Origin of the sequence: Klebsiella sp. 141153, assembly GCF_032601995.1 — a bacterium.
Classification (GTDB): Bacteria; Pseudomonadota; Gammaproteobacteria; order Enterobacterales; family Enterobacteriaceae; genus Klebsiella; species Klebsiella aerogenes.
The window spans coordinates 321,790-344,060 of record NZ_JAQIRJ010000005.1; the positions used below are offsets into that span (position 1 = coordinate 321,790).

Below are 22,271 nucleotides of genomic sequence, written 5' to 3' on the forward strand. Positions count from 1 at the left end.
GCTGAAAATGCTGGAACAAATGGGCATTGCGGCCAAAGCGGCCTCTTACCAACTCGCGCTGCTATCCAGCCGCGAGAAAAATCAGGTTCTGAACAAGATTGCTGATTATCTGGAAGCGCAGACCGAAGAGATCCTGCGCGCCAACGCCGAAGACCTCAGCGACGCCCGTGCCAACGGTCTGAGCGACGCGATGCTCGATCGCCTGGCGCTGACGCCGGCGCGCCTGCGCGGCATCGCCGATGACGTGCGTCAGGTGTGTAGCCTGGCGGATCCGGTCGGCCAGGTGATTGACGGCGGTCTGCTGGATAGCGGCCTGCGTATCGAACGTCGTCGCGTGCCGCTGGGAGTGATCGGCGTGATTTATGAAGCGCGGCCGAACGTGACCGTCGATGTCGCCTCTCTGTGCCTGAAGACCGGCAACGCGGCTATTCTGCGCGGCGGTAAAGAGACCTGGCGCACCAACGCCGCGACGGTGAAAGTGATTCAACAGGCGCTGCAGGAGTGCGGCCTGCCGGCTGCCGCGGTGCAGGCAATCGAGAGCCCGGATCGCGCGCTGGTCGGCGAAATGCTGAAGATGGATAAATACATCGATATGCTGATCCCGCGCGGCGGCGCAGGCCTGCATAAGCTGTGCCGCGAGCAATCCACCATCCCGGTGATCACCGGCGGTATCGGCGTGTGCCATATTTTCGTCGACGATTCCGCCGAGATCGCACCGGCGCTGAAGATCATCGTTAACGCCAAGACCCAACGCCCGAGCACCTGCAATACCGCTGAGACGCTGCTGGTACACCGTAATATCGCCGATACCTTCCTGCCTGCGCTGAGCAAACAGATGGCGGAGAGCAGCGTGACGCTGCATGCCGATCCGGCCGCCCTGCCCCTTCTGCAGAACGGTCCGGCGAAGGTGGAGCCGGTGAAAGCGGAGCAGTACGACGATGAGTATTTGTCGCTGGATCTGAACGTGAAAGTTGTTGCCGATCTCGATGAGGCGATTGCCCATATTCGTGAGCACGGCACCCAGCATTCCGATGCCATTCTGACGCGTACCCTGCGCCATGCGAATCGCTTTATTAATGAAGTGGATTCGTCGGCGGTATACGTTAACGCTTCTACCCGCTTCACCGACGGCGGCCAGTTCGGCCTCGGCGCGGAAGTGGCGGTCAGCACCCAGAAGCTGCACGCCCGCGGGCCGATGGGTCTTGAAGCGCTGACCACCTATAAGTGGATTGGCTTCGGCGACGATACCATTCGTGCTTAACGCTAAGCGGGTGATGCAAAAGTAGCCGTTTGATTCGAAAGGGCATTGACGCATCACCCACTTAGTTTTAACCTTCTACCCCGTGCTTCACGCAGGTGAACACGTCCTTTCAGGGCCGATATAGCTCAGTTGGTAGAGCAGCGCATTCGTAATGCGAAGGTCGTAGGTTCGACTCCTATTATCGGCACCATTTCAACTTCCCCAAATGTCCGTATTCATCCATAAACACCCTGATTTATAACGATTTTACCGCTTTTAGTCCATCATCGTCCGCAGCCATCCAGTAGAATCCGATAAAGAATGTGTATATGTTCCTGTTCGGTCATGGATTCCTATACACATGCCTTTAAACGATATGCAGATTCGCCGCGCTAAGCCTGAAGATAAACCCTATACGCTTGGGGATGGGCAAGGCTTGTCATTGCTTATAGAACCTAATGAAAGCAAGAACTGGCGGTTCCGCTATCGCTATGCCGGTAAACCCAAGATGATCTCGCTTGGTGTTTACCCAACGATCACTCTTGCCGATGCTCGTTCCCGTCGTGATGAAGCTCGAAAACTTGTGGCAGAAGGAAAGAACCCTAGTGATGTTCGAAAAGAGCAAAAGCTGGCTCTGCAAGCAGAGTCAGAGAACGCCTTCGAAAAGATAGCCAGAGAGTGACATCAACTTAAATCTGCTAAATGGTCGGCAGGATATGCATCAGACATCATGGAAGCGTTTAAGAACGACATTTTTCCTTATGTTGGAACAAGGCCTGTGGGTGAGATTAAACCGCTAGAGCTGCTGAACGTACTGCGTAAAATTGAGAAACGTGGTGCGTTGGAGAAAATGCGGAAAGTGCGTCAGCGTTGCTCTGAAGTGTTTCGCTACGCAATTGCAACGGGTAGAGCGGAGTACAATCCTGCGGCAGATCTTTCCAGCGCTCTCGAAGTACACCAATTCAATCATTTCCCGTTCCTAAAAGCTGATGAGATACTCGAATTTCTGCGTGCCTTAGAGAGTTACACCGGGAGTAAGCTTGTCCAGATAGCAACGAAATTACTGATGATTACGGGCGTGAGAACCATCGAATTACGCGCGGCATTATGGCAAGAATTTGATCTGGATAACGCTATTTGGGAAATTCCTGCTGAAAGGATAAAAATGCGCAGGCCGCATCTTGTGCCATTGTCGACCCAAGCGTTAGATTTACTCCATGAACTCAAGATAATAACAGGGAACTATCGTTATGTTTTTCCGGGACGGAACGATCCGAACAAGCCTATGAGTGAGGCTAGTATCAACCAAGTCATAAAGCGTATTGGATATGCTGGACGCGTTACAGGGCATGGGTTTCGGCATACGCTTTCTACCATCTTGCATGAGAAAGGATATGACTCACAATGGATTGAGATGCAATTAGCCCATGTCGATAAAAATTGTATTCGAGGAACTTATAATCATGCTCAATACATTGAAAAACGGCGGTCTATACTTCAATGGTATTCAAGTTTTTTATTTAACATAAAAGGATGATCTCATGGGTGAGTTTTCTAAACTAGTAGGGGATTATGGTGAGGATATAGTCTCACATTTTCTTAATATATTCGGATGGGAGAACCATGCGACAAACAAATATGTTGATTGTCACACTCGTAAACATGAAAAAAATACACATGGTATTGATGCATTATTTGTCTATAATTCACCGTTAGAATCAAAAACTATAGAAAATGTAATAGTGTCATCAAAGTATTCTTCAAATCCTTATTCTAAAGTGGCTTCAACCTTTAAAAGTCATTTTGAAGATATTGCTACAGCTATTGAGTGTTATGCAAAATCCTCGCTAAAAAAAGAAATCAATCAGCAGGTGATTTCTGCGGGTCGATATAATGGTTGTAAAAAAGTTGATACGGGTGTTCTTTTTTATATTAACAATGACAGTAATCCGGATAAACAAGATATTATTAGTTCTATTAAGAACTCACAAATTAGCAGTGATCTTAAATATAGAACTATACATGTTGTGGATAATAAAAGAGCATCTTTTTTATATGAGAGCATTACTTATATAAAGAATAAATACGGGTATGATAAAGTTAATTTTTTCTACCCTCCAACATCCCTAAACCTTACCATTACGGGTAAGAGGTATTTCGGGAAAGTCTTCCCAGTTGAATATATTTCTTCCCCAATAATTCCTTTTGTCATTGAAAGAGGTAATCAAGAACAACCTATTATTTGTTTGGTTTCTTCTGAACCATTTTCCGCTGATGGCATTGAGCATTTACTTTCATGCACACGGGATTTAGTAGCTGATATATCTAAAAATCTTTTATTCGTATTTAGTCATTATAACAAGTTAAATGCTAAAGAGGATTTGGACAGATTACGTTTGTCTCTTGACAGAGAGATAAGTATTGAAATTGATTCTTACAATGCCGATTTTAGAGGGTAAGATAATGGACTCTATGATTTTGCCAAGCGGCGATAATTTAAAAACTCTCTTGTCTCAATCAAAGATAAGTAAAAGTGAAGTAAAGTCTGTATTAAGAGGGCGGGGGGTCTTTTGCTCTAGTGACGAAAAAAATAATACAGTTCCATTATTGATTAAAACTCTAGTGAGTCCATCGGAGTACTATTTTCTTCATGATAGAATTAAAACTAAAGAACATAGCACAAAAATTAACATGAGGACTCTGAAATGGGACTCAGAAGAGTCGTTAATTGATTCTATAGGTGATGATTTCAACCTGTCTGATTTGATTGATGATCCTTTTTGTAATTATGAAGTGACAAATGTTTCTGACTTTTATGTAAAAGATAATGATGATTCTATAGCTTTAGACTTCACCATAAAACGTATAGACCTAATGAATGGTTGGCATGAAGCAGAACAGTATTTTTCTGGTAGAATTGAATTGGAAAAAAATAGTGAGAAGAAAGATGATGTAGAAGTAAATATTTCTCTCAATCATACATCTCAAGAAACAAAGTTAGTTGCAGATAAAATACTGAGAAAATTAAATTCTCATTTGAAGACCCAAGGACATATTAAGCAAGACTCTGAGATATTAAAGATTCAATTTAATCATTTTGATAATGCTAAAAGAATACTATTTCTTGAGAATATTGCAAAATCTCATATCCAAAACGAGTTTTATTTTCAAAAAATTATAGATGTTGATTTCTACCCGGATGAAACAACCACTTTTCCAGATGATCTAAAGTGGTTGGAGAGAAATATTGAAGAATTAAAGCTAAAAGGTACTTTAGGTGAGTCAATATTCTTCAGAAATAAAAGTCTTCACCCAAATTTGAAAATATCAAAGCTTGTAGCCAGTTACACAATGCAAGACATTGACTATGATGCAGAGTGTAAGATCTCATATGAATTTCCTGAGTATTCAACTAAGAAATCAGAAGTTGCTGAGCTTGTTATTGATTTTAAAGCATTTAATGGTAAAGGTGCTCCCATTTCTAAAATTAATGAAATTAAAGCCAGCATTATGAAAACTATTGAAGCGAAAAAAGTAAAAGCCTATGATTTATATAAGGTTATCTCTGATTAATTCGTTTGGTGATTTTTAGATTAATGTGTTAGAGCCGCGTAAAGGTGGCTTTAACACATAATTTTCATCGCTCTTCAAATCGGCATTCACTTTAAGTGGAATATATAATTATTTATATTTCCAGCGCACAATGCTCTCCCCGCCACGCCAGCCCGCTTAAGAGGCCGCTTTTAATGCAGGTGCAAAGGTGGCCTCAGGCCGCGCCGTGTAAGCATCCCGGTAAAACGGCCCATTCACTTTTAGAGATCTTCCGACATACTGAGTATATCCCTGAGGAGAGCGGCCACAATAAGGACAATGCATCATGACAGTAATCTTCCGCCTCCATCGAAGTTCTTATCGACCCAAGCGTTAGATAGTGTCTGCCGCAAAGTTTTGGCTGGATTACGGTAAATTCCATCAGTATGATTGTTTGCACAATCAGCGAGTGAGAAACAACTTTCTGCGAGATAAAGGATGATAGGATATGAAAGTGACTGATGAGGCTTTATTACATTCTGGGTTTACACCATCAGATTTGCAGAAGATAAAGAACAACATTGAAAGCTACGGCGGAACGTTAGGGGAAGCGATCCAAGATCTGGCAAATCGATTCAGGGTTATTTTATGGATAACATCATCTTGTCTGATGGTTTTTATCATTTTAGTACTGTTTTCTGCAAAAGAAACCGTGGTTGGTGGTGGAATATCAATTCTGATCGCTATCGTCATTGTTCTATTTTTACAGCCGCTAGTCCTGTCTTACAAATCCTGGCGGTTCTTGAGAAAAAATAGAGTTTAATGGTATGGCGCTTCTGTGGAAAACAAGTCAAAAATAACTTTAGCCTTGAGTCCATAGCCTACTATTTTCATTGTTAATTTTGGTCGACTCATCGTATCAACCTGCCGATAGAAATCACGAGGCATCCATCTAAAAAGCCTCCACGCTTCAGGTTTGCTTGCTAATCCGAAGATGCTATAAACACTCGCACCTAATGTAAGTGTGTTATAAAGGGCTAGTCCTGTTTCCGGCTTGAACCCCATAAAGTGAGCCATTTCCATAGCAGCATCAGCTACAAACCCTTGTGTCTTAAATTCCTTGCCATAAATACCAGGAATGATTTCTTTTGAGAGACCATTGATTCCATCCATTACAAGGATAGCTCCTGCCAGCATACCTATAGGCGTCATTGTCGAAACCATCAAAACACCGCCAGCAATAGCCATTCCAGAAACCACAACTTGAATGGCTGAAATCACATATCCGACGATTTTATTATTTTCCCTAACGAACTCGATCTTTGCATAAAGCTGCGCGACTCTGGTTCTTACCAGGCGTCCTTGTTCTTCCAGGTTATTTGTTTCAGTGCGCAGATTTTTGATGCATGCGACACATTCCTCGTCTGTTTTGGCCCGCCGTGCTGCTGCAAATTCTTTTTCTACGACCTGTTTTATCTCTTCAACGAACTTTATCCGTGTCAGGCCATCATGCAGATGGAATGCTGACAGCCTGTTTGCTGTTTCTATAAGTTTCCGGGCTTCCAAATTCACCATTGTATCTGACCAGGTTCTATTCCAGCCCCTGTTAAACAGCGTGATATCCATAATGCTTCCTCACCACACATGTGGTTGTTTTATTTCAGATTTCTTTTCCCCATCATTTTCACGCAACACTGGAATATATCTAAGACATTTATTACATGTTCTCATAATACACAGGTGACATCCTGACGGCTGTAATCTTACTTGAAGTATAAATCCTCCCAAACAGCCGCACTATTGATTTCAATCGACTCTCTCTATTAAATACCAACAAAGCAAACCTACAGCAAATTTATTTTCCCGGAAACCATTAATATTCCCCCTGCCACTTTAACTAATACAAAAACTATTAATTTATAGAATGGATTCGGGTTACGTCGATAAATATATATCATCAATATCGGGATATGGTTTCCACCTAACTTTTATGAAACACTTTATCCCGGTTACTGACAAAAACTCACCCCACCTGATACGCCGCTATCATTCGCGTCGTTCTGGTCAGGCTATCCGCCACCTCCACTTCCGCGGTCGTAATCGCCATTCCCGCAGAACGCAGCGCCGAAATATCCGCGGCGATACGCTGGATACCAAACCAGAACAGCCCATCCAGCGCATTGACCTGCAGGCCGCTTTCCAGCGCCAAACGTAACCGCTCGCGCGGCGCCTTTATCTCTTTTGCCAGCTGCTGATAGGGCGCGGCGGAAACCGCATCCGGCCCGCTGCGAATAATCCGGCTCACAAAGCGATAACGAAACTCATCCGGAACGGCGCTGAGATCGGCTTTCAGGCTGTAAACGCAGCCCCGCTTCTTACCATTAATCACCACGTTCTTTTGATTCAGCGCCAGCGCATGGCGTAAGCGATCCACCAGCTGCGGGGCGCGGATAAGCAATAAACGAAACGGCAGTTCGAAGCTGGTGGCGTAGTCGACATTCAGCAACGCAGTACGCAAACGCGTTTCACTGTTCACCTTTTCCTGCTGACATTCAGCAATAACTTCCGCCCACTGGCGGGTAATACGCGGGGATTCGTTGCGCTCGATGAACTGAAATTTTTCAATCTGATAGTCAATACGTCCAGCCATTGCCGTTCCCTGTGGTTCACCATCTCGCTGATAGTTTTCAGCAGATTGCGTCTATTCGCAAGTAGCAGTTCGCTTTAAATCATCATGTGCTAACTTCACCAGGGAATATTAGCTGAACAAATAAAAATAGATGAGAAAAGAAATTTTTATTAATTGATTAAATGATTTAACAGAACATTTAATAAGAGCTATTTTTCAGAAAACGTTTATATCAACAGTTATTGTTTCCAATAAACCAGGCAGCTACATTGCGTAAAAATAGCATTACTGGGATATAAAAATGGACACAACAGAACAAATTAATGGAACATATTATTACAATGGCAAGTCAAACCTCTCGTCCCATGAACTTCTTTTTTGGGTTTTTCTCGATACTGCAGCAATTCATTTTGGAGTAGATGACATCATGACCATTGCGTTAATCATGCTTGGTCAACCTATAAAAAATACCCGGACAAAACCAGGCGGAGCGACTAAAGGGACGAGCATTTTGAGCCATGAGTTACGGAAGGTTTTACACAATGACTTAAAAGTCAGGCTCCCGACGTTAACCAACCAATCCATCCGTAATCTTAGATGGAGCTATGTCACCAATCTGGGAGCATTCGTTGGACGCTGGATACCCATCCTCGGGATTATTTACCTGACAGGGGATGTAATTTATGTATCAATAAAAGCAACCACTAGATACAACGCCATTGCCAGAGGTGACGATAAATTATGGTAGATCAAGACAATATCGCAGCAGCCGTTCTGGCATGGTATGAAACGCAATGGAACAAGCCGACACTTACCGGTAAAAAGCAGCAGGTGAATGCGGATTTATCACTCAATACGGGCGATTATCCCTGGGCCAGAGAAAGTGGCGATGACATCATGCGATCGTATTTCCGTCAGTTTAATGTAAAGCAAGATGCATTTGATTTATTTAATTATTGGCCTCCCGAACAGGGTTTTCTCCCTAATTTCCTATTACCGAAATCCAAACGCATTTCTCCGCGCACACCGGAGCCGTTAACACTCGCGATGCTCATTGCGTCAGCACAGGTTGGGAGATGGCTGTATCGTTAGTTGTTTGAAAATAAAGAGGCCCTCCCCCGGATAGCGGCGCGCTGCGCCTTATCCGGGCTACCGGTTAGTGCCAACTTGTAGCCCCGGTAAGCGTAAGCGCGACCGGGGTTTTTCTCAGTTAGCGCCAACCTTGGCCCCGCTAAGCGCAGCGCAACCGTTCTTACTGCAGCGCCTCAAGAATATGATACGCCGCCTTCACCCGCTCCGGGTTGGGGTAGCTTTTATTCGCCAACATCACGATGCCGAGATCCTGTTGCGGGATAAAGGCCACGTAGCTGCCGAATCCGCCGGTGGAGCCGGTTTTATGTACCCAGGAGCCCTTCACCGGCGGCGCGGGCGGATTGACCGCCGTTACCGGCGTCGCGGCGAGCGCCACCTTATTATCGCTGCCGTTAATCAGCACCTCGGCCGACACCGGCCAGTTCAGCATCTCCCAGCCGAGGCCCTGATACATCTCCCCAGCCCGCCAGTAGCGCGACTGCGCCAGCTGGATCCCCTGCCGCAGGTTTTTATCCTGCACCGTCTCGCGGTTCATATTCGCCAGCACCCAGTGCGCCATATCCTCAATGCTCGACTTCACGCCGTAAGCCTCAGCGTCCAGCTGCCCCGGCGAAACGTGTACCGCGTTACCGTCGCGATAACCCCAGGCGTAATCCTTGCTCTGGGCGGACGGTACGTTAATCCAGGTGTGGCTCAGTTTTAACGGCTGCAATACCCGCTGGCTCATCGTCTGTTCAAAGCTCATGCCGGAAGGTTTTACCGCCAGCGCGCCGAACAGGCCAATGCTGGTATTGGCGTACTGCCGCTTACTCCCCGGCGCCCACTGCGGTTGCCAGTTCTGATAGTAACGCAGTAATGCCGCTTCATCCGTCACCTCGTCCGGAACCTGCAGCGGCAGGCCGCCTGCGGTATAGGTGGCGAGATGCAGCAGCGTGATCCCCTGCCACTGCTGGCCGGTGAGCTGCGGCCAGTACTTCTGCGCCGGATCGCTGAGCTTAATTTCACCGCGCGCCACCGCATCGCCGCCAAGCACGCCGGTGAAAGTCTTACTAACAGAGCCCAGCTCAAACAACGTCTGTCGCGTCACCGGACGCTGCCCGGCGACATCGGCCTGGCCCCTGGTGAAATAGTAGGGTTTGCCGTGATAGATCACCGCCACCGCCATCCCCGGTATCGCCTGTTCTTTCATTAACGGGGTGATGGTCTGATTGACCAGTTCGCGCAGCTGCTCCGCCGTTTGCGGCGCGGCAAACGTCGAAAATGAGGCGCCCAGCAGCAGTACGCCTGTAAGGGATTTTTTCATCATGAAGTATTTTTCCATTATCGGTTCTCGCTCAATATCCACTCTCGTCCGGGCCCTTCAGACGCGCTCAGTGTCGGTGTTTTGCACAGCGCTGACAAACTGTTAAATTTAGCAGCAGGCTTTAGTTTTTCTAACGGATAATGTTATGACACGCAGCTATCTTCCTCTCAATTCACTGCGGGCGTTTGAAGCGGCCGCCCGGCATCTCAGTTTTACCCGCGCGGCGATTGAGCTCAACGTCACCCACTCCGCCATCAGCCAGCACGTGAAGACGCTGGAGGAACACCTTAACTGCCAGCTGTTCGTTCGCGTGTCGCGCGGCCTCAAGCTCACCACCGAAGGCGAAGGCCTGTTACCGGTACTCAATGAGTCGTTTGAAAGGATAGCCGGGATGCTCGACCGTTTTACCGGTCACCAGGCGCAGGAGAAACTCAAGATCGGCGTAGTCGGCACTTTCGCTACAGGCCTGCTGTTCCCATTGCTGCCAGCCTTCTGGCGCGAGTGTCCGCATATCGATTTGCAGATCTCCACCCATAATAATCGCGTCGATCCCGCCGCCGAGGGGTTGGATTATGTGATTCGCTTCGGCGGCGGCGCCTGGCACGATACCGCCGCGCAGTATCTGTGCGCCGCCCCGCTCTCGGCGCTGTGCGCTCCGTCGTTAGCTGCCCGGCTAAATACACCGAAGGATATTTTGCAGTTCACGCTGCTCCGCTCTTATCGCCGCGACGAATGGTCGGCGTGGATGCAGGCAGCGGGAGAACTTCCACCTTCGCCAACCCATCGGGTTATTGTCTTCGACTCATCAGTGACCATGCTGGAGGCGGCGCAGGCAGGCTTAGGCGTAGCTATCGCCCCGGTAAAAATGTTCAGCCATCTGCTGGAAGAAAAACGCATTGTGCAGCCGTTTAAGATTCATATCGATCTCGGCAACTACTGGCTGACACGTTTGCAATCACGCACGGAAACGCCCGCGATGCTGCATTTTTCCCGCTGGCTGGCGGAGGCCTTAAAAGGGGTTAATTCGGCGGAGTAATCCGCCATCAGAAGGCGCTCCCGAAGGAAACAGGAAATATTTGGAAATAACGCTTACACATTATGCATAGCGCTGGATAAATCAGCGTTTTTAATTTGCCCTGGCTTGCGCAGAAACGTTTACCCCCCTGAGAAACAAAAACAATAAAACAGTTTAAAAACAACACCTTAATTATTTACCTTTCCCCATAGCATCCTCCCCAGCGCCCGCTGGCTATAAAATTATTATCGTTGCCGTTATCAGATAAGTCCGATCAAGTGCATCGTTTATGTCTATTAATTTCCTGTAATTAAGTCACCGAAGCAATCAAACCGCGAAAACTGTTGCTGTATATTTCATCGCGATCAACACGCCAACATAGGTTATCTGGATACCCATCTGCACGGTATTCGCTTGCCGTGTTTGATTACCACAATGGTTATCCCCTTAAGTACATGGAGTTAAAATGAATAAGAAATTACTGCCTGTTGTAGCACTGATCCTGTCCGCGTCCGCCACCAGTGCTTACGCAGTTAACGGCAAGGTCAACTTTACCGGTGAAATCATCCAGTCAACCTGTACTGTGACTTCTTCCGACCAGAACAAAGACGTTTTCATCGGTAAATACCCGACTACCGCGTTCAACGCTGTTGGCGATGTTACCGCTTCTAAAGCGTTCACCATCAACCTGGAAAAATGTGAAGCCGGTGATTACTCCCTGCGCTTCGACGGTGCGACCGTTGCCGGTAACCCGAACCTGCTGTCCGTTGATAACGCTGGCGGCGTAGGTATCGAAATCCTGACCAACGACGAAAAAATCGTCCCAATCAACCAGAGCGCAGACGACAACTCCCCGTGGGTTAACGTTGCAGCGTCTGACGACAACAGCGGCACCGCGGTATTCAACCTGAAAGCTCGCTACAAATCCTTCCTGAAGGATGTGACTGCTGGTTCTGCTAACGCAAACGCCACCTTCACCATCGAATACAAATAATACGGATAATCCCGTTTTAGGGTAGACGTTTTGGCCATGGATGGCTGGTAACATTATTTGGAACGTGAAATGAAAAAGTTATTAACCGCTTTATTGTTATTTGTCTCGCTGGATACTTTTGCGGGTATTCAGGTCGATCAGACTCGGGTTATTTATAACGGCGGGGAAAAATCTGCGGCGTTATCCATTCACAATGATACCGATGAAACATGGATGGTTCAGACCTGGCTTGATACCGGTGACGCCACCGCAACGCCAACTAATTTACCGATGCAGGCTATTCCGCCAATTTTAAAACTGGCGGGAAATAAAGACGCTATTTTGCGCTTTGTTTATTCCGGCAGCGGACTACCAACCGACCGCGAATCCGTGTACTGGATCAACGTGCAGGAAATTCCGCCTTCGGCAAAGCAAGAAAACGTGCTGCAAATTGCGATCCGCACCCGCGTGAAGCTGTTCTATCGCCCTACCACGCTGAAAACCACCTTGCAAAAGGAAGCGCAGGCCCTGACCTGGCGCAAGCAAGGTAATGAGCTGGTCGTGACTAACAAAGGTCCGCTGCACGTGACTTTCGGCGTACTGACGCTAAAGAGCGGCGCGAAGACCTGGAAAGTGAATGCTGACATGGTTAATCCCATGGACTCTCTGAACATCAAATTGCCAGCCGGCGCGGCGGCAGCGGATCAGATGTCATTCACTTTTATCAATGATTTTGGCGGACATACGGAAATTAAAGATATCCGCATTCAGTAAGAGAGCAATACAATGGCTAGCCATAACAAAATAAGGACGATCCCTGGATGTCTGGCGCAGCATGTTCGCTTTGCTGTTTACGCCTCGACAATGTCATTACTGGCGACACCATTTGTCAATGCCGAAGAGCAATTCAATACCTCTTTCATCCGCGGGGCGAATAACGCCTCGCTGGTGCAAAACCTCTCTACCGGCGACGATATTTTACCAGGTAAATATGCCTTCGATATTTACCTGAATAAAAATCGCGTCGATCACCGGGAAATAGAATTTAAAAAAGATTCGCCTAACACCCCGGGCTATTTCTGTTTAGATGCCGACAGCTATCGTTCATACGGCGTTCTGGTGCCGGACACTGCCGGTAGCAGCGCCTGTTACGATCTGGTAAAAAATATTCCGGGCAGTAGCGTGAGCTGGAACGCCGCGCTGCAGGAGCTGAATATCTCCGTACCGCAAACCGATCTCGAAGCGCGACCGCAGGGCGAGATTTCGCCGCTGGTCTATGACGACGGTATCAACGCCGGTTTCGTTAACTATGCCTTCAGCGGCAGTCATTCCCGTTTTGCCAGCGGTAGCGGCAAACAGGACAGCGACTACTACTTCCTGAGCCTCAATAACGGCCTTAACGTCGGCGCATGGCGTTTTCGCAATACCTCTTCCCTGTCAAAACAGACCGGGCAAAAAGAGCAATGGAACCCGATTTCCACCTGGGCGGAAACCGACATCGCCTCCTGGCGCAGCCGTATTCAGATTGGCCAGAGCAACACCAATAATAACGTTTTCGACAGCTTCCAGTTCCGCGGCGCGCAGATTTCCAGCGTCCCGGAAATGCTGCCGGACAGCCGCCGCGGCTACGCGCCGGTCGTACGCGGCGTCGCCAACACCAACGCCCGCGTCGAAGTGCGCCAGAACGGCTACACCGTCTACAGCACCGTGGTGCCGCCGGGGCCGTTCGCGCTGACCGATATTTCGCCAAGCACCCTCAGCGGCGACTTAGCCGTAACGGTTATCGAGGCGGATGGCTCACGCCATAGCTTCACACTCCCTTACTCCTCCGTGCCGAATATGCTGCGCGACGGGATCTGGGAGTATCAGGTGACGGCGGGTAAATATCACGACGGCACCAATAATTATCAGCCGCAATTTATCCAGGGTACCGTCGCACATGGCGCCGGCTCCGACTATACGCCATATGGCGGGATTATCATGGCCGAGCACTATCGCTCCGGCGTGGTCGGGCTGGGTAAAAACATGGGCGAATACGGGGCGGCCTCCGTTGACGCCTCATGGTCTGATACCGATCTGGCTTCCGGCGAGAACAAACGCGGCGCCAGCGTGCGCTTCCTCTATTCCAAATCGCTCAATACCCTCGGTACCGATGTGCAGATCGCCGGCTACCGTTATTCGACATCGGGCTTCTATGACTTCTCCGATGCGGTAGCTGAACGTAACAACTGGCAGAACGGTTTCTACCACACCCAGTATTACGATCAGAGCGACGATAAAACCGGCGCGCCGGATTGGGCGACGCAAAACCAGCGCCGTCGTTACTACGACTCGCAGCAATACAACAACAAACGCCAGCGCGTCGAGATGACGGTCAACCAGCACATCGCCGGCGCTTCGTTGTACGCGACCTTTATTCGTCAGAACTACTGGAACACCTCCGCTTACGACCGCACCATCCAGACCGGTTTCAACACCACCTGGAATCGCGTCAGCGTCGGCGTGTTTTACCAGAACAGCCGCAGTAACTACGGCTATAGCGACAACAGCGTTAACCTGAACGTCTCGGTGCCAATCAACATCTTTGGCCCGGACCACGAAAGCACGGTTAACTTTAACGCCTCTAACAGCAAGCAGAGCGGTAGCGGCTACAGCGCCGGGATGAGCGGTACGCTGCTTGATGATAACCGCATGAATTACTTCGTGCAGAGCGGTCACACAGAGCACGGCGGCGATACCAGCCTGGTCAACCTGGGTTATCTGGGCAGCATGGGTAACGTCGATCTGGGCTACAGCTACAACAACAACTATCAGCAGACTTCGCTGAACGTCTCCGGCGGCGTGGTCGCGCACTCCGGCGGCGTCACCCTGTCGCAGCCGCTGCAGAACACCTTCGTGGTGGTGAAAGCGAAAGGGGCGCAGGGCGTGCGTCTGGAAAACCAGCCTGGGGTAGCGATTGACCGCTTCGGCTACGCGGTGCTCACTTCTGCGATGCCGTATCGCCACAACCGCGTCGCGCTGCGTACTTCGGATATCGGCAACGGCCTGGAAATCCCGCTGGCGGCGAAAGATATCGTGCCGACCGAGCGCGCCATCGGCCGCGTGACCTTTGAAACGCATCTCGGCCAGAGCCTGCTTATCCACGCCAAACTGGCGGACGGCAGCGTGCCGGTGATTGGCGCCAACATCTTCGGCCAGAACGGCGAACATGTCGGCGTGGTCGGTACCCGCGGCGAAGCCTACGTTTCCGGCGTTCAGAGCGGCGACCGTCTGCAGATGAAATGGGGCGACGATGCCGACGCCTCCTGCAGCCTGACGGTGCCAGAACTACCTGCTATTCAAGCCGATCAACCCGGTGGTTATCAGGTCGTCTCCCTGACCTGTAAATAACATGAAAGGACAATTAGTTATGTCGAAGTTTAACCTCTTATCCCGCACCGGGCTGACGCTGCTGGTACTCTCGAGCGCGCTGTTCTCCACCAGCAGCTTCGCGCTGAGCTGTAAGAAGAACGGTACCGAAGTATCGCAGACCATCGCGCTCACCGATCAGATTAACGTTTCGACCGCTAATTTGAAGCCGGGTACCCTGCTGTGGCGTTCGCCGACGTTTACCTCTACCTTTACCTGTACCGATACGGATCACATGCCCAATGGTGAAGATGCATATCTGTACTGGGATCCGGAAACCCGGATGCAGAATATCCACAACTCGCTGGAAGTCGGCGTCACCTATCTCAGCACCGATATTAAACCGGTAAAAGGTCAGAAAACGGATATCGGGCCAGGTACGCTCTGCCGCCGCAACCGTCCCGGCGGTGCATGCCAGTCCCCAGCAACCCCGCAGACCGTCACGGTGACCTACTCGGTTTATATTAAAGCCACCGGCAATCCGCCGCCGTCAAACGGCGTGATTAACGACACCAACCGCTACGCTATCTTCCAGGTTGACGGCGTCGGCGGCCTCAACAGCCGCCCGAATAGTAACTTCCGCGCGTGGGTCACCGGGCTTGGCAACATCCGCTTTATCGCCTGCAACCCGAAAATCACCGTCTCGGCGAACAATGGTTCAACGGTAAACTTCGGCAGCATCCCGGCGCGCAACGCCGTGGTCGGCGCCATTGAGAAACAGGTTCCGTTCAGCGTCCGCGCCGACCTGACCGGCGCCGGCCAGGATTGCCAGGGGCAGACCTTAATGGCCAGCTTCAGCACCCAGCAGCCGACCCAGGACACCAATACCATTCTGCCATCCAACGATAGCGGTTTTGGCATCCTGCTCTCGCGCGCCGATGCGCCGACGACCTGGCTTTCCATGAATACCCCGACGCAGTTGGGCATGATTAACGGCAGCGTGGTAGAAAGCAACTTCCTGGCCAGCCTGAAATGGCTAAGCGTTAAGCCAAAAATCGGCACCTTTAATGCGACGGCCAACATCGACGTTACCTTTAAATAGTGAAGCAAAATGCCGCTGACCAACACCGAACCGACCGGGTTACGCTATGTATTTCAGCCGATGTTCAACCGCGAAGGCAAAATGATCGCGGTTGAATGTTTGACCCGGTTTGCTCATCACGAGCCTGCTAGTCCGCAAGATATAGAACGGTTTTTCAGTGAGGCATCGGAATCACTGCGCGCCCGCATCCTGCTCGAACAGATTGAGCTGGTCAGGCAGCATCAGCAGTGGTTCCGCCACAACGAAGTCATGGTTACCCTCAACGTCGACGAGTCGACGCTGCATATGCTGCATATGCTGCATGATGATTTTATCGCCGAGTGTGTGAAAACCATCGGCTGCCTGCATTTTGAGGTTAATGAATTTTCCAACACGCTGGTGAAACGCACCCCGACCATCGACGCCCTGACGGACAAATACTCCTTCTGGCTGGATGATTTTGGCGCCGGTTACGCCGGGTTCGCCGCCCTGACGGCACAACCCTTTCGTTTTATCAAGACCGACAAGAACCTGTTATGGAGCCTGCTGGAAAAGAAAAACGGCCAGCAGTTGATGGACTCGCTGCTGCACTATTTTCAGGCGAACCAGTATCAGGTGATCGTCGAAGGTATTGAAACCGAAGCCCATCTTCAGTGGCTGGAAAACATGCCGTGGTTTGCCCTGCAGGGGCTCCTCTGGCGGGAACAAACCATTGAAGCCTTAGTGGCCAGCGTCGAAAAATAACCCCTCTTTTCCCCGGATATCCACTCCCCCGCTATCCGGGCTGTCCGTCCTCTCTTCAACTTATTCATTTTCTGGCATTTTTCTTTTTCCACCTCGCCTGTCCTCGCCTTTCATATTGTTAACTTATTGTTGCTAGCGATCACAAAAATTAAACAATATGGTTATTTCATACGCATTTTTCAAAAATGTAGATATTTTTAATTTATGGCTACGAAATGAGCATCACCCCGACTCTCTGACTCTACCCGAGGAATGATTCTGATGAATGCACTGACCGCCGTAAAACCCCATGCTGATGATTTGGCCCACAGCTACACCGGTTTTTCCTTCGCTCCGTCCGCGCAATCGCCGCGTCTGCTGGAGCTAACGTTCACCGCCGAAACGACCGCGCAATTTCTTCAACAGGTCGCGCAGTGGCCGGTGCAGGCGCTGGAATATAAATCCTTCTTGCGCTTTCAGGTCGGCAAGATCCTCGACGATCTGTGCGGCAACCAGCTGCAGCCGCTGCTGATCAACACGCTGCTCAATCGCGCGGAGGGCGCGCTGCTGATCAACGGTATCGGCATTGACAACGTCTCTCAGGCCGATGAGATGGTCAAGCTGGCTACCGCCGTGGCGCATTTGATCGGACGTTCCAACTTTGATGCCATGAGCGGCCAGTATTACGCCCGCTTCGTAGTGAAAAACGTCGATAACTCAGACAGCTATCTGCGTCAGCCGCACCGCGTGATGGAGTTGCACAATGACGGTACCTATGTCGAAGAAATTACCGACTACGTGCTGATGATGAAGATCGATGAGCAAAATATGCAGGGCGGCAATTCACTGCTGCTGCATCTCGATGACTGGGAACATCTCGACGAATTCTTCCGCGACCCGCTCGCCCGCCGTCCGATGCGCTGGGCCGCGCCACCGAGCAAAAACGTCAGCAAAGATGTCTATCATCCGGTTTTCGATGTCGACCAGCAGGGCCGCCCGGTAATGCGCTATATCGACCAGTTTGTGCAGCCGAAAGATTTCGAAGAAGGCACCTGGCTGAGCCGCCTCTCCGACGCGCTGGAAACCAGTAAAAACATTCTTTCCGTGCCGGTGCCGGTGGGGAAATTCCTGTTGATAAACAACCTGTTCTGGCTGCACGGTCGCGACCGCTTTACGCCGCACCCCGATCTTCGTCGCGAACTGATGCGCCAGCGCGGCTACTTTGCGTATTCCACGAATCATTACCAGACTCATCAATAAGGGTTCTCAGGCGAAGGAATTGAGCGGATGTATGATTTCGTGATTATCGGCGGCGGCATTATCGGCATGTCGACCGCCATGCAGTTAATTGAGATTTACCCGGACGCCCGCATTGCCCTGCTGGAAAAAGAGTCCGGTCCGGCCTGCCATCAAACTGGCCACAACAGCGGGGTGATCCACGCCGGCGTTTACTATACTCCCGGCAGCCTCAAGGCGCAGTTTTGCCTCGCCGGCAACCGCGCCACCAAAGCCTTTTGCGAGCAGAATGCGATTCGCTACGACGTCTGCGGCAAGATGCTGGTTGCCACCTCGCCGCTGGAAATGGAGCGGATGCGCGCGCTGTGGGATCGCACCGCCGCTAACGGCCTGCAGCGCGAGTGGCTTAGCGCCGGCGAGCTGCGCGAACGCGAGCCGAACATCAGCGGACTGGGCGGGATCTTCGTTCCTTCGAGCGGCATTGTCAGCTATCGCGACGTGGCGGCGGCAATGGCGAAGATCTTCGAATCTAAAGGCGGAACGATCGTCTACGACGCCGAAGTCAGCGCCCTGAAAGAACACGCCAGCGGTGTGGTCGTCCACACCCGTCAGGGCGGCGAATATGAGGCATCGACGCTGATTACCTGCTCCGGGCTGATGGCCGATCGGCTGGTGAAAATGATCGGCGTCGATCCCGGCTTTATCATCTGCCCGTTCCGCGGCGAATATTTCCAACTGGCGCCGCAGCACAACCAGATCGTTAATCATCTTATCTATCCTATCCCCGATCCGGCGATGCCGTTCCTCGGCGTCCATCTGACCCGCATGATCGACGGTAGCGTCACTGTCGGCCCTAACGCGGTGCTGGCGCTGAAGCGCGAAGGCTATCGTAAGCGCGATATCTCGCTGACCGATACCTTCGAGATCCTGACCTCGCCCGGCATTCGCCGGGTATTACAAAACAACCTGCGCTCCGGGCTTGGCGAAATGAAGAATTCGTTGTGCAGAAGCGGCTATCTGCGGCTGGTGCAGAAATACTGCCCCAGCCTGACATTGAGCGATTTACGCCCGTGGCCTGCCGGCGTGCGGGCACAGGCGGTATCGCCGCAGGGCAAGCTGATCGACGATTTCCTTTTTGTTACTACCGCGCGTTCCATCCACACCTGTAACGCGCCGTCGCCGGCGGCCACGTCGGCTATCCCGATCGGCGCGCACATCGTCAGCAAGGTGCAAACCCTGCTGGAAAGCCAGAGCAATCCCGGACGCACGCTGCGTGCGGCACGTAGCGTGGAGACACTACACGCCGCTTTTACTCGTTAACCCCTTTAGACAGGAAGCGATTATGCAACTTAAAGATGCAACTCTGTTTCGCCAGCAGGCGCTAATTGATGGCCAGTGGCGCGATGCGCAAAACGGCGACGTGATTGCGGTGACCAACCCCGCCAACGGCCAGCAACTGGGTAGCGTGCCGAAAATGGGCGCCGACGAAACCCGCGAAGCCATTGAAGCCGCCAACCGCGCCCTGCCAGCCTGGCGTGCCCTGACCGCCAAAGAGCGCGCCACCCTTCTGCGCCGCTGGTTCGATCTCATGATGGAGAACCAGGACGATCTTGCCCGCCTGATGACCCTCGAACAGGGGAAACCGCTGGCGGAAGCCAAAGGCGAAATCAGCTACGCCGCCTCCTTTATCGAATGGTTTGCCGAAGAAGGTAAGCGTATTTACGGCGATACCATTCCCGGTCATCAGGCCGACAAGCGCCTGATCGTCATTAAGCAGCCCATCGGCGTTACCGCCGCCATCACCCCGTGGAACTTCCCGGCGGCGATGATCACCCGTAAAGCGGGCCCGGCGCTGGCCGCCGGCTGCACTATGGTCCTGAAACCGGCGAGCCAGACGCCGTTTTCCGCGCTGGCGCTGGCCGAACTGGCGAATCGCGCCGGTATTCCCGCCGGGGTATTTAACGTGGTCACCGGTTCCGCCGGGGCCGTCGGCAACGAACTGACCAGCAACCCGCTGGTACGCAAGCTCTCCTTCACCGGCTCGACCGAAATTGGCCGCCAGCTGATGGAACAGTGTGCGAAAGACATCAAAAAAGTGTCGTTAGAACTCGGCGGCAACGCGCCGTTTATCGTCTTTGACGATGCCGACCTTGATAAAGCCGTCGAAGGGGCGCTGGCGTCGAAGTTCCGCAACGCCGGACAGACCTGCGTCTGCGCCAACCGTCTGTATGTACAGGACGGCGTCTATGACCGTTTCGCCGAGAAACTGCAGCAGGCGGTGGAAAAGCTGCGCATCGGCGACGGCCTGCAGGACGGGGTCACCACCGGCCCGCTGATCGATGATAAAGCGGTAGCTAAAGTCGAAGAACATATTGCCGACGCCCTTGCGAAAGGCGCGCGCATCGTCACCGGCGGTAAACCGCACGCGCTGGGCGGCAACTTCTTCCAGCCCACCATCCTGGTCAACGTCCCGAGCAGCGCCAAAGTGGCGAAAGAAGAGACCTTCGGCCCGCTGGCGCCGCTGTTCCGCTTTAAAGATGAAGCCGATGTGATTGCCCAGGCCAACGATACCGAATTCGGCCTCGCCGCCTATTTCTACGCCCGCGACCTGAGCCGCGTCTTCCGCGTCGGCGAAGCGCTGGAGTACGGCATCGTTGGCATCAATACCGGCATTATCTCCAACGAAGTCGCGCCGTTCGGCGGCATTAAAGCCTCCGGTCTGGGCCGCGAAGGTTCGAAGTACGGCATCGAAGATTATCTAGAAATCAAATATATGTGTATCGGCCTTTAACAGGAGAGCAGGACATGACCAGCAATAAAGCGTTAATGCAGCGCCGTAGCGACGCGGTGCCGCGCGGCGTCGGACAAATTCACCCTATCTTTGCCGACCGTGCGGAGAACTGCCGGGTATGGGACGTTGAAGGCCGTGAATATCTCGATTTCGCCGGCGGTATCGCGGTGCTGAACACCGGCCACCTGCATCCTGAGGTGATCGCCGCGGTGGAAGGCCAGCTGAAGAAGCTGACCCATACCTGCTTCCAGGTGCTGGCCTACGAGCCCTACCTGCAGCTGTGCGAAATGATGAACCAGAAAGTGCCCGGCGATTTCGCCAAGAAAACCCTGCTGGTGACCACCGGTTCGGAAGCGGTGGAAAACGCGGTCAAAATCGCCCGCGCGGCGACCGGGCGGCGTAGCGGCACCATCGCCTTTACCGGCGCCTATCATGGCCGTACCCATTACACCCTGTCGTTAACCGGGAAAGTGAACCCTTACTCCGCGGGCATGGGATTAATGCCGGGCCATGTCTATCGCGCGCTCTACCCGTGCGCGCTGCACGGCATCAGCGATGATGACGCGATCGCCAGCATCCATCGCATCTTCAAAAATGACGCCGCGCCGGAAGATATCGCCGCTATCGTCATCGAACCCGTCCAGGGCGAAGGCGGATTCTACGCCGCCTCCCCGGCCTTTATGCAGCGCCTGCGCGCGCTGTGCGACGAGCACGGCATCATGCTGATCGCCGATGAAGTCCAGAGCGGCGCGGGCCGTACCGGCACGCTGTTCGCGATGGAGCAGATGGGCGTGGCGCCGGATATCACCACCTTTGCCAAATCCATCGCCGGCGGCTTCCCGCTGGCGGGCGTCACCGGACGGGCGGAAGTCATGGACGCCATTGCGCCGGGCGGATTGGGCGGCACCTATGCCGGCAACCCGATTGCCTGCGCCGCCGCGCTGGCGGTACTCAAGGTTTTCGAACAGGAAAACCTGTTGGAAAAAGCCAACCAGCTCGGCGACAAGCTGCGTAAGGGCCTGCTCAATATCGCCGAAACGCATCCTGAAATCGGCGACGTCCGCGGCCTGGGAGCGATGATCGCCATTGAACTCTTTGAAGAGGGCGATCACCGCAAACCCAACGCCAAACTAACGGCGGATATCGTCGCCCGCGCGCGGGATAAAGGCCTGATCCTGCTCTCCTGCGGGCCGTACTATAACGTGCTGCGTATTCTGGTGCCGCTGACTATCGAAGATGCGCAGATCGCGCAGGGGCTGCAGATTATCGCCGACTGTTTTAACGAAGCTAAACAACGCTAACACTCCTG

Annotated in this window: 19 protein-coding genes, 1 tRNA gene and 1 pseudogene; 18 read left to right on the forward strand and 3 right to left on the reverse strand. The window is 51.7% G+C overall.

Annotated elements, in window-relative coordinates; genetic code table 11:
* Positions 1–7: 7 nt before the first annotated feature.
* The 6 genes and pseudogenes from proA (at position 8) to PGS10_RS12770 (ending at position 5,594) form a co-directional block, all read left to right on the forward strand.
* The gene (proA, locus tag PGS10_RS12745) at positions 8–1,261 is read left to right on the forward strand and encodes a glutamate-5-semialdehyde dehydrogenase (RefSeq protein ID WP_316423061.1); all 1,254 of its coding nucleotides are present in this window, start codon (positions 8–10) and stop codon (positions 1,259–1,261) included.
* 114 nt (positions 1,262–1,375) lie between these two features.
* A tRNA-Thr gene (locus PGS10_RS12750) sits at positions 1,376–1,451 on the forward strand.
* Between the two features lie 150 nt (positions 1,452–1,601).
* A pseudogene (locus PGS10_RS12755) lies at positions 1,602–2,777 on the forward strand (tyrosine-type recombinase/integrase).
* Positions 2,778–2,781: 4 nt separating this feature from the next.
* Entirely contained in the window at positions 2,782–3,699 is a 918-nt protein-coding gene (gene gapS4a / locus PGS10_RS12760; RefSeq protein WP_047078685.1) for a GapS4a family protein, read from the forward strand.
* A gap of 4 nt (positions 3,700–3,703) precedes the next feature.
* Positions 3,704–4,813, forward strand: a complete 1,110-nt coding sequence (gene gapS4b / locus PGS10_RS12765; protein WP_316423062.1) for a GapS4b family protein — start codon at positions 3,704–3,706, stop codon at positions 4,811–4,813.
* 466 nt (positions 4,814–5,279) lie between these two features.
* Positions 5,280–5,594 carry a hypothetical protein gene (locus PGS10_RS12770; RefSeq protein WP_047078686.1) on the forward strand — a complete coding sequence of 105 codons (315 nt, stop codon included), beginning with the start codon at positions 5,280–5,282 and terminating at the stop codon, positions 5,592–5,594.
* On the opposite strand, the gene PGS10_RS12775 is transcribed toward PGS10_RS12770, so the two are convergent.
* Together PGS10_RS12775 and PGS10_RS12780 are read right to left on the reverse strand one after the other, a co-directional pair.
* The gene (locus PGS10_RS12775; protein WP_047078687.1) at positions 5,591–6,397 is read right to left on the reverse strand and encodes a DUF4225 domain-containing protein; all 807 of its coding nucleotides are present in this window, start codon (positions 6,395–6,397) and stop codon (positions 5,591–5,593) included. The genes PGS10_RS12770 and PGS10_RS12775 overlap by 4 nt on opposite strands.
* A 397-nt stretch (positions 6,398–6,794) precedes the next feature.
* On the reverse strand, positions 6,795–7,421 hold the full coding sequence (locus PGS10_RS12780; RefSeq protein WP_316423063.1) for a helix-turn-helix domain-containing protein: 627 nt from the start codon (positions 7,419–7,421) through the stop codon (positions 6,795–6,797).
* A gap of 280 nt (positions 7,422–7,701) precedes the next feature.
* On the opposite strand from PGS10_RS12780, the gene PGS10_RS12785 reads away from it, so the two are divergent.
* Both PGS10_RS12785 and PGS10_RS12790 read left to right on the forward strand, forming a co-directional pair.
* Positions 7,702–8,148, forward strand: a complete 447-nt coding sequence (locus PGS10_RS12785; RefSeq protein WP_045391052.1) for an STM2901 family protein — start codon at positions 7,702–7,704, stop codon at positions 8,146–8,148.
* Positions 8,142–8,492: a DUF1493 family protein gene (locus PGS10_RS12790; RefSeq protein WP_316423064.1), complete on the forward strand. Its 351-nt coding sequence runs from the start codon at positions 8,142–8,144 to the stop codon at positions 8,490–8,492. The genes PGS10_RS12785 and PGS10_RS12790 overlap by 7 nt, the downstream gene beginning before the upstream one ends.
* Before the next feature lie 160 nt (positions 8,493–8,652).
* Here the strand turns inward: PGS10_RS12790 and ampC are convergent, their stop codons facing one another.
* Entirely contained in the window at positions 8,653–9,798 is a 1,146-nt protein-coding gene (ampC, locus tag PGS10_RS12795) for a CMY2-MIR-ACT-EC family cephalosporin-hydrolyzing class C beta-lactamase (protein ID WP_316423065.1), read from the reverse strand.
* Between the two features lie 142 nt (positions 9,799–9,940).
* On the opposite strand from ampC, the gene ampR reads away from it, so the two are divergent.
* The 10 genes from ampR to gabT all read left to right on the forward strand — a co-directional run bounded on the left by ampR (position 9,941) and on the right by gabT (position 22,263).
* Positions 9,941–10,831: a LysR family transcriptional regulator AmpR gene (ampR, locus tag PGS10_RS12800; protein WP_045391061.1), complete on the forward strand. Its 891-nt coding sequence runs from the start codon at positions 9,941–9,943 to the stop codon at positions 10,829–10,831.
* 445 nt (positions 10,832–11,276) lie between these two features.
* Positions 11,277–11,804: a fimbrial protein gene (locus PGS10_RS12805; protein ID WP_045391064.1), complete on the forward strand. Its 528-nt coding sequence runs from the start codon at positions 11,277–11,279 to the stop codon at positions 11,802–11,804.
* Positions 11,805–11,873: 69 nt separating this feature from the next.
* Positions 11,874–12,557, forward strand: a complete 684-nt coding sequence (locus PGS10_RS12810) for a fimbrial biogenesis chaperone (protein ID WP_045391067.1) — start codon at positions 11,874–11,876, stop codon at positions 12,555–12,557.
* A 90-nt stretch (positions 12,558–12,647) separates the two neighbouring features.
* Complete coding sequence (locus PGS10_RS12815; protein WP_316423080.1) at positions 12,648–15,173, forward strand: fimbria/pilus outer membrane usher protein; 2,526 nt, start codon at positions 12,648–12,650, stop codon at positions 15,171–15,173.
* 19 nt (positions 15,174–15,192) lie between these two features.
* Entirely contained in the window at positions 15,193–16,233 is a 1,041-nt protein-coding gene (locus PGS10_RS12820) for a fimbrial protein (protein WP_015368067.1), read from the forward strand.
* Positions 16,234–16,242: 9 nt separating this feature from the next.
* Positions 16,243–16,956 (forward strand): EAL domain-containing protein, encoded by a 714-nt coding sequence (locus tag PGS10_RS12825; protein WP_316423066.1) that lies wholly within the window; start codon positions 16,243–16,245, stop codon positions 16,954–16,956.
* A 261-nt stretch (positions 16,957–17,217) separates the two neighbouring features.
* Positions 17,218–18,195: a glutarate dioxygenase GlaH gene (glaH, locus tag PGS10_RS12830; RefSeq protein WP_047078694.1), complete on the forward strand. Its 978-nt coding sequence runs from the start codon at positions 17,218–17,220 to the stop codon at positions 18,193–18,195.
* Between the two features lie 27 nt (positions 18,196–18,222).
* Positions 18,223–19,491 carry an L-2-hydroxyglutarate oxidase gene (gene lhgO, locus PGS10_RS12835; protein WP_289578259.1) on the forward strand — a complete coding sequence of 423 codons (1,269 nt, stop codon included), beginning with the start codon at positions 18,223–18,225 and terminating at the stop codon, positions 19,489–19,491.
* A gap of 22 nt (positions 19,492–19,513) precedes the next feature.
* The gene (gene gabD / locus PGS10_RS12840; RefSeq protein WP_015368063.1) at positions 19,514–20,962 is read left to right on the forward strand and encodes an NADP-dependent succinate-semialdehyde dehydrogenase; all 1,449 of its coding nucleotides are present in this window, start codon (positions 19,514–19,516) and stop codon (positions 20,960–20,962) included.
* Positions 20,963–20,976: 14 nt separating this feature from the next.
* Positions 20,977–22,263, forward strand: a complete 1,287-nt coding sequence (gene gabT, locus PGS10_RS12845) for a 4-aminobutyrate--2-oxoglutarate transaminase (protein WP_316423067.1) — start codon at positions 20,977–20,979, stop codon at positions 22,261–22,263.
* The last annotated feature ends 8 nt before the right edge of the window (positions 22,264–22,271 follow it).

Bases quoted from the DNA above. Each gene is read 5' to 3' on its own strand.
- PGS10_RS12790 (WP_316423064.1), top strand. From the start codon at position 8,142: ATGGTAGATCAAGACAATATCGCAGCAGCCGTTCTGGCATGGTATGAA.
- glaH (WP_047078694.1), top strand. From the start codon at position 17,218: ATGAATGCACTGACCGCCGTAAAACCCCATGCTGATGATTTGGCCCAC.
- PGS10_RS12820 (WP_015368067.1), top strand. From the start codon at position 15,193: ATGTCGAAGTTTAACCTCTTATCCCGCACCGGGCTGACGCTGCTGGTA.
- PGS10_RS12775 (WP_047078687.1), bottom strand. From the start codon at position 6,397: ATGGATATCACGCTGTTTAACAGGGGCTGGAATAGAACCTGGTCAGAT.
- PGS10_RS12825 (WP_316423066.1), top strand. From the start codon at position 16,243: ATGCCGCTGACCAACACCGAACCGACCGGGTTACGCTATGTATTTCAG.
- ampC (WP_316423065.1), bottom strand. From the start codon at position 9,798: ATGATGAAAAAATCCCTTACAGGCGTACTGCTGCTGGGCGCCTCATTT.
- proA (WP_316423061.1), top strand. From the start codon at position 8: ATGCTGGAACAAATGGGCATTGCGGCCAAAGCGGCCTCTTACCAACTC.
- PGS10_RS12770 (WP_047078686.1), top strand. From the start codon at position 5,280: ATGAAAGTGACTGATGAGGCTTTATTACATTCTGGGTTTACACCATCA.
- PGS10_RS12805 (WP_045391064.1), top strand. From the start codon at position 11,277: ATGAATAAGAAATTACTGCCTGTTGTAGCACTGATCCTGTCCGCGTCC.
- gabT (WP_316423067.1), top strand. From the start codon at position 20,977: ATGACCAGCAATAAAGCGTTAATGCAGCGCCGTAGCGACGCGGTGCCG.
- gabD (WP_015368063.1), top strand. From the start codon at position 19,514: ATGCAACTTAAAGATGCAACTCTGTTTCGCCAGCAGGCGCTAATTGAT.
- PGS10_RS12780 (WP_316423063.1), bottom strand. From the start codon at position 7,421: ATGGCTGGACGTATTGACTATCAGATTGAAAAATTTCAGTTCATCGAG.
- gapS4b (WP_316423062.1), top strand. From the start codon at position 3,704: ATGGACTCTATGATTTTGCCAAGCGGCGATAATTTAAAAACTCTCTTG.
- PGS10_RS12810 (WP_045391067.1), top strand. From the start codon at position 11,874: ATGAAAAAGTTATTAACCGCTTTATTGTTATTTGTCTCGCTGGATACT.
- PGS10_RS12785 (WP_045391052.1), top strand. From the start codon at position 7,702: ATGGACACAACAGAACAAATTAATGGAACATATTATTACAATGGCAAG.
- PGS10_RS12815 (WP_316423080.1), top strand. From the start codon at position 12,648: ATGTCATTACTGGCGACACCATTTGTCAATGCCGAAGAGCAATTCAAT.
- lhgO (WP_289578259.1), top strand. From the start codon at position 18,223: ATGTATGATTTCGTGATTATCGGCGGCGGCATTATCGGCATGTCGACC.
- gapS4a (WP_047078685.1), top strand. From the start codon at position 2,782: ATGGGTGAGTTTTCTAAACTAGTAGGGGATTATGGTGAGGATATAGTC.
- ampR (WP_045391061.1), top strand. From the start codon at position 9,941: ATGACACGCAGCTATCTTCCTCTCAATTCACTGCGGGCGTTTGAAGCG.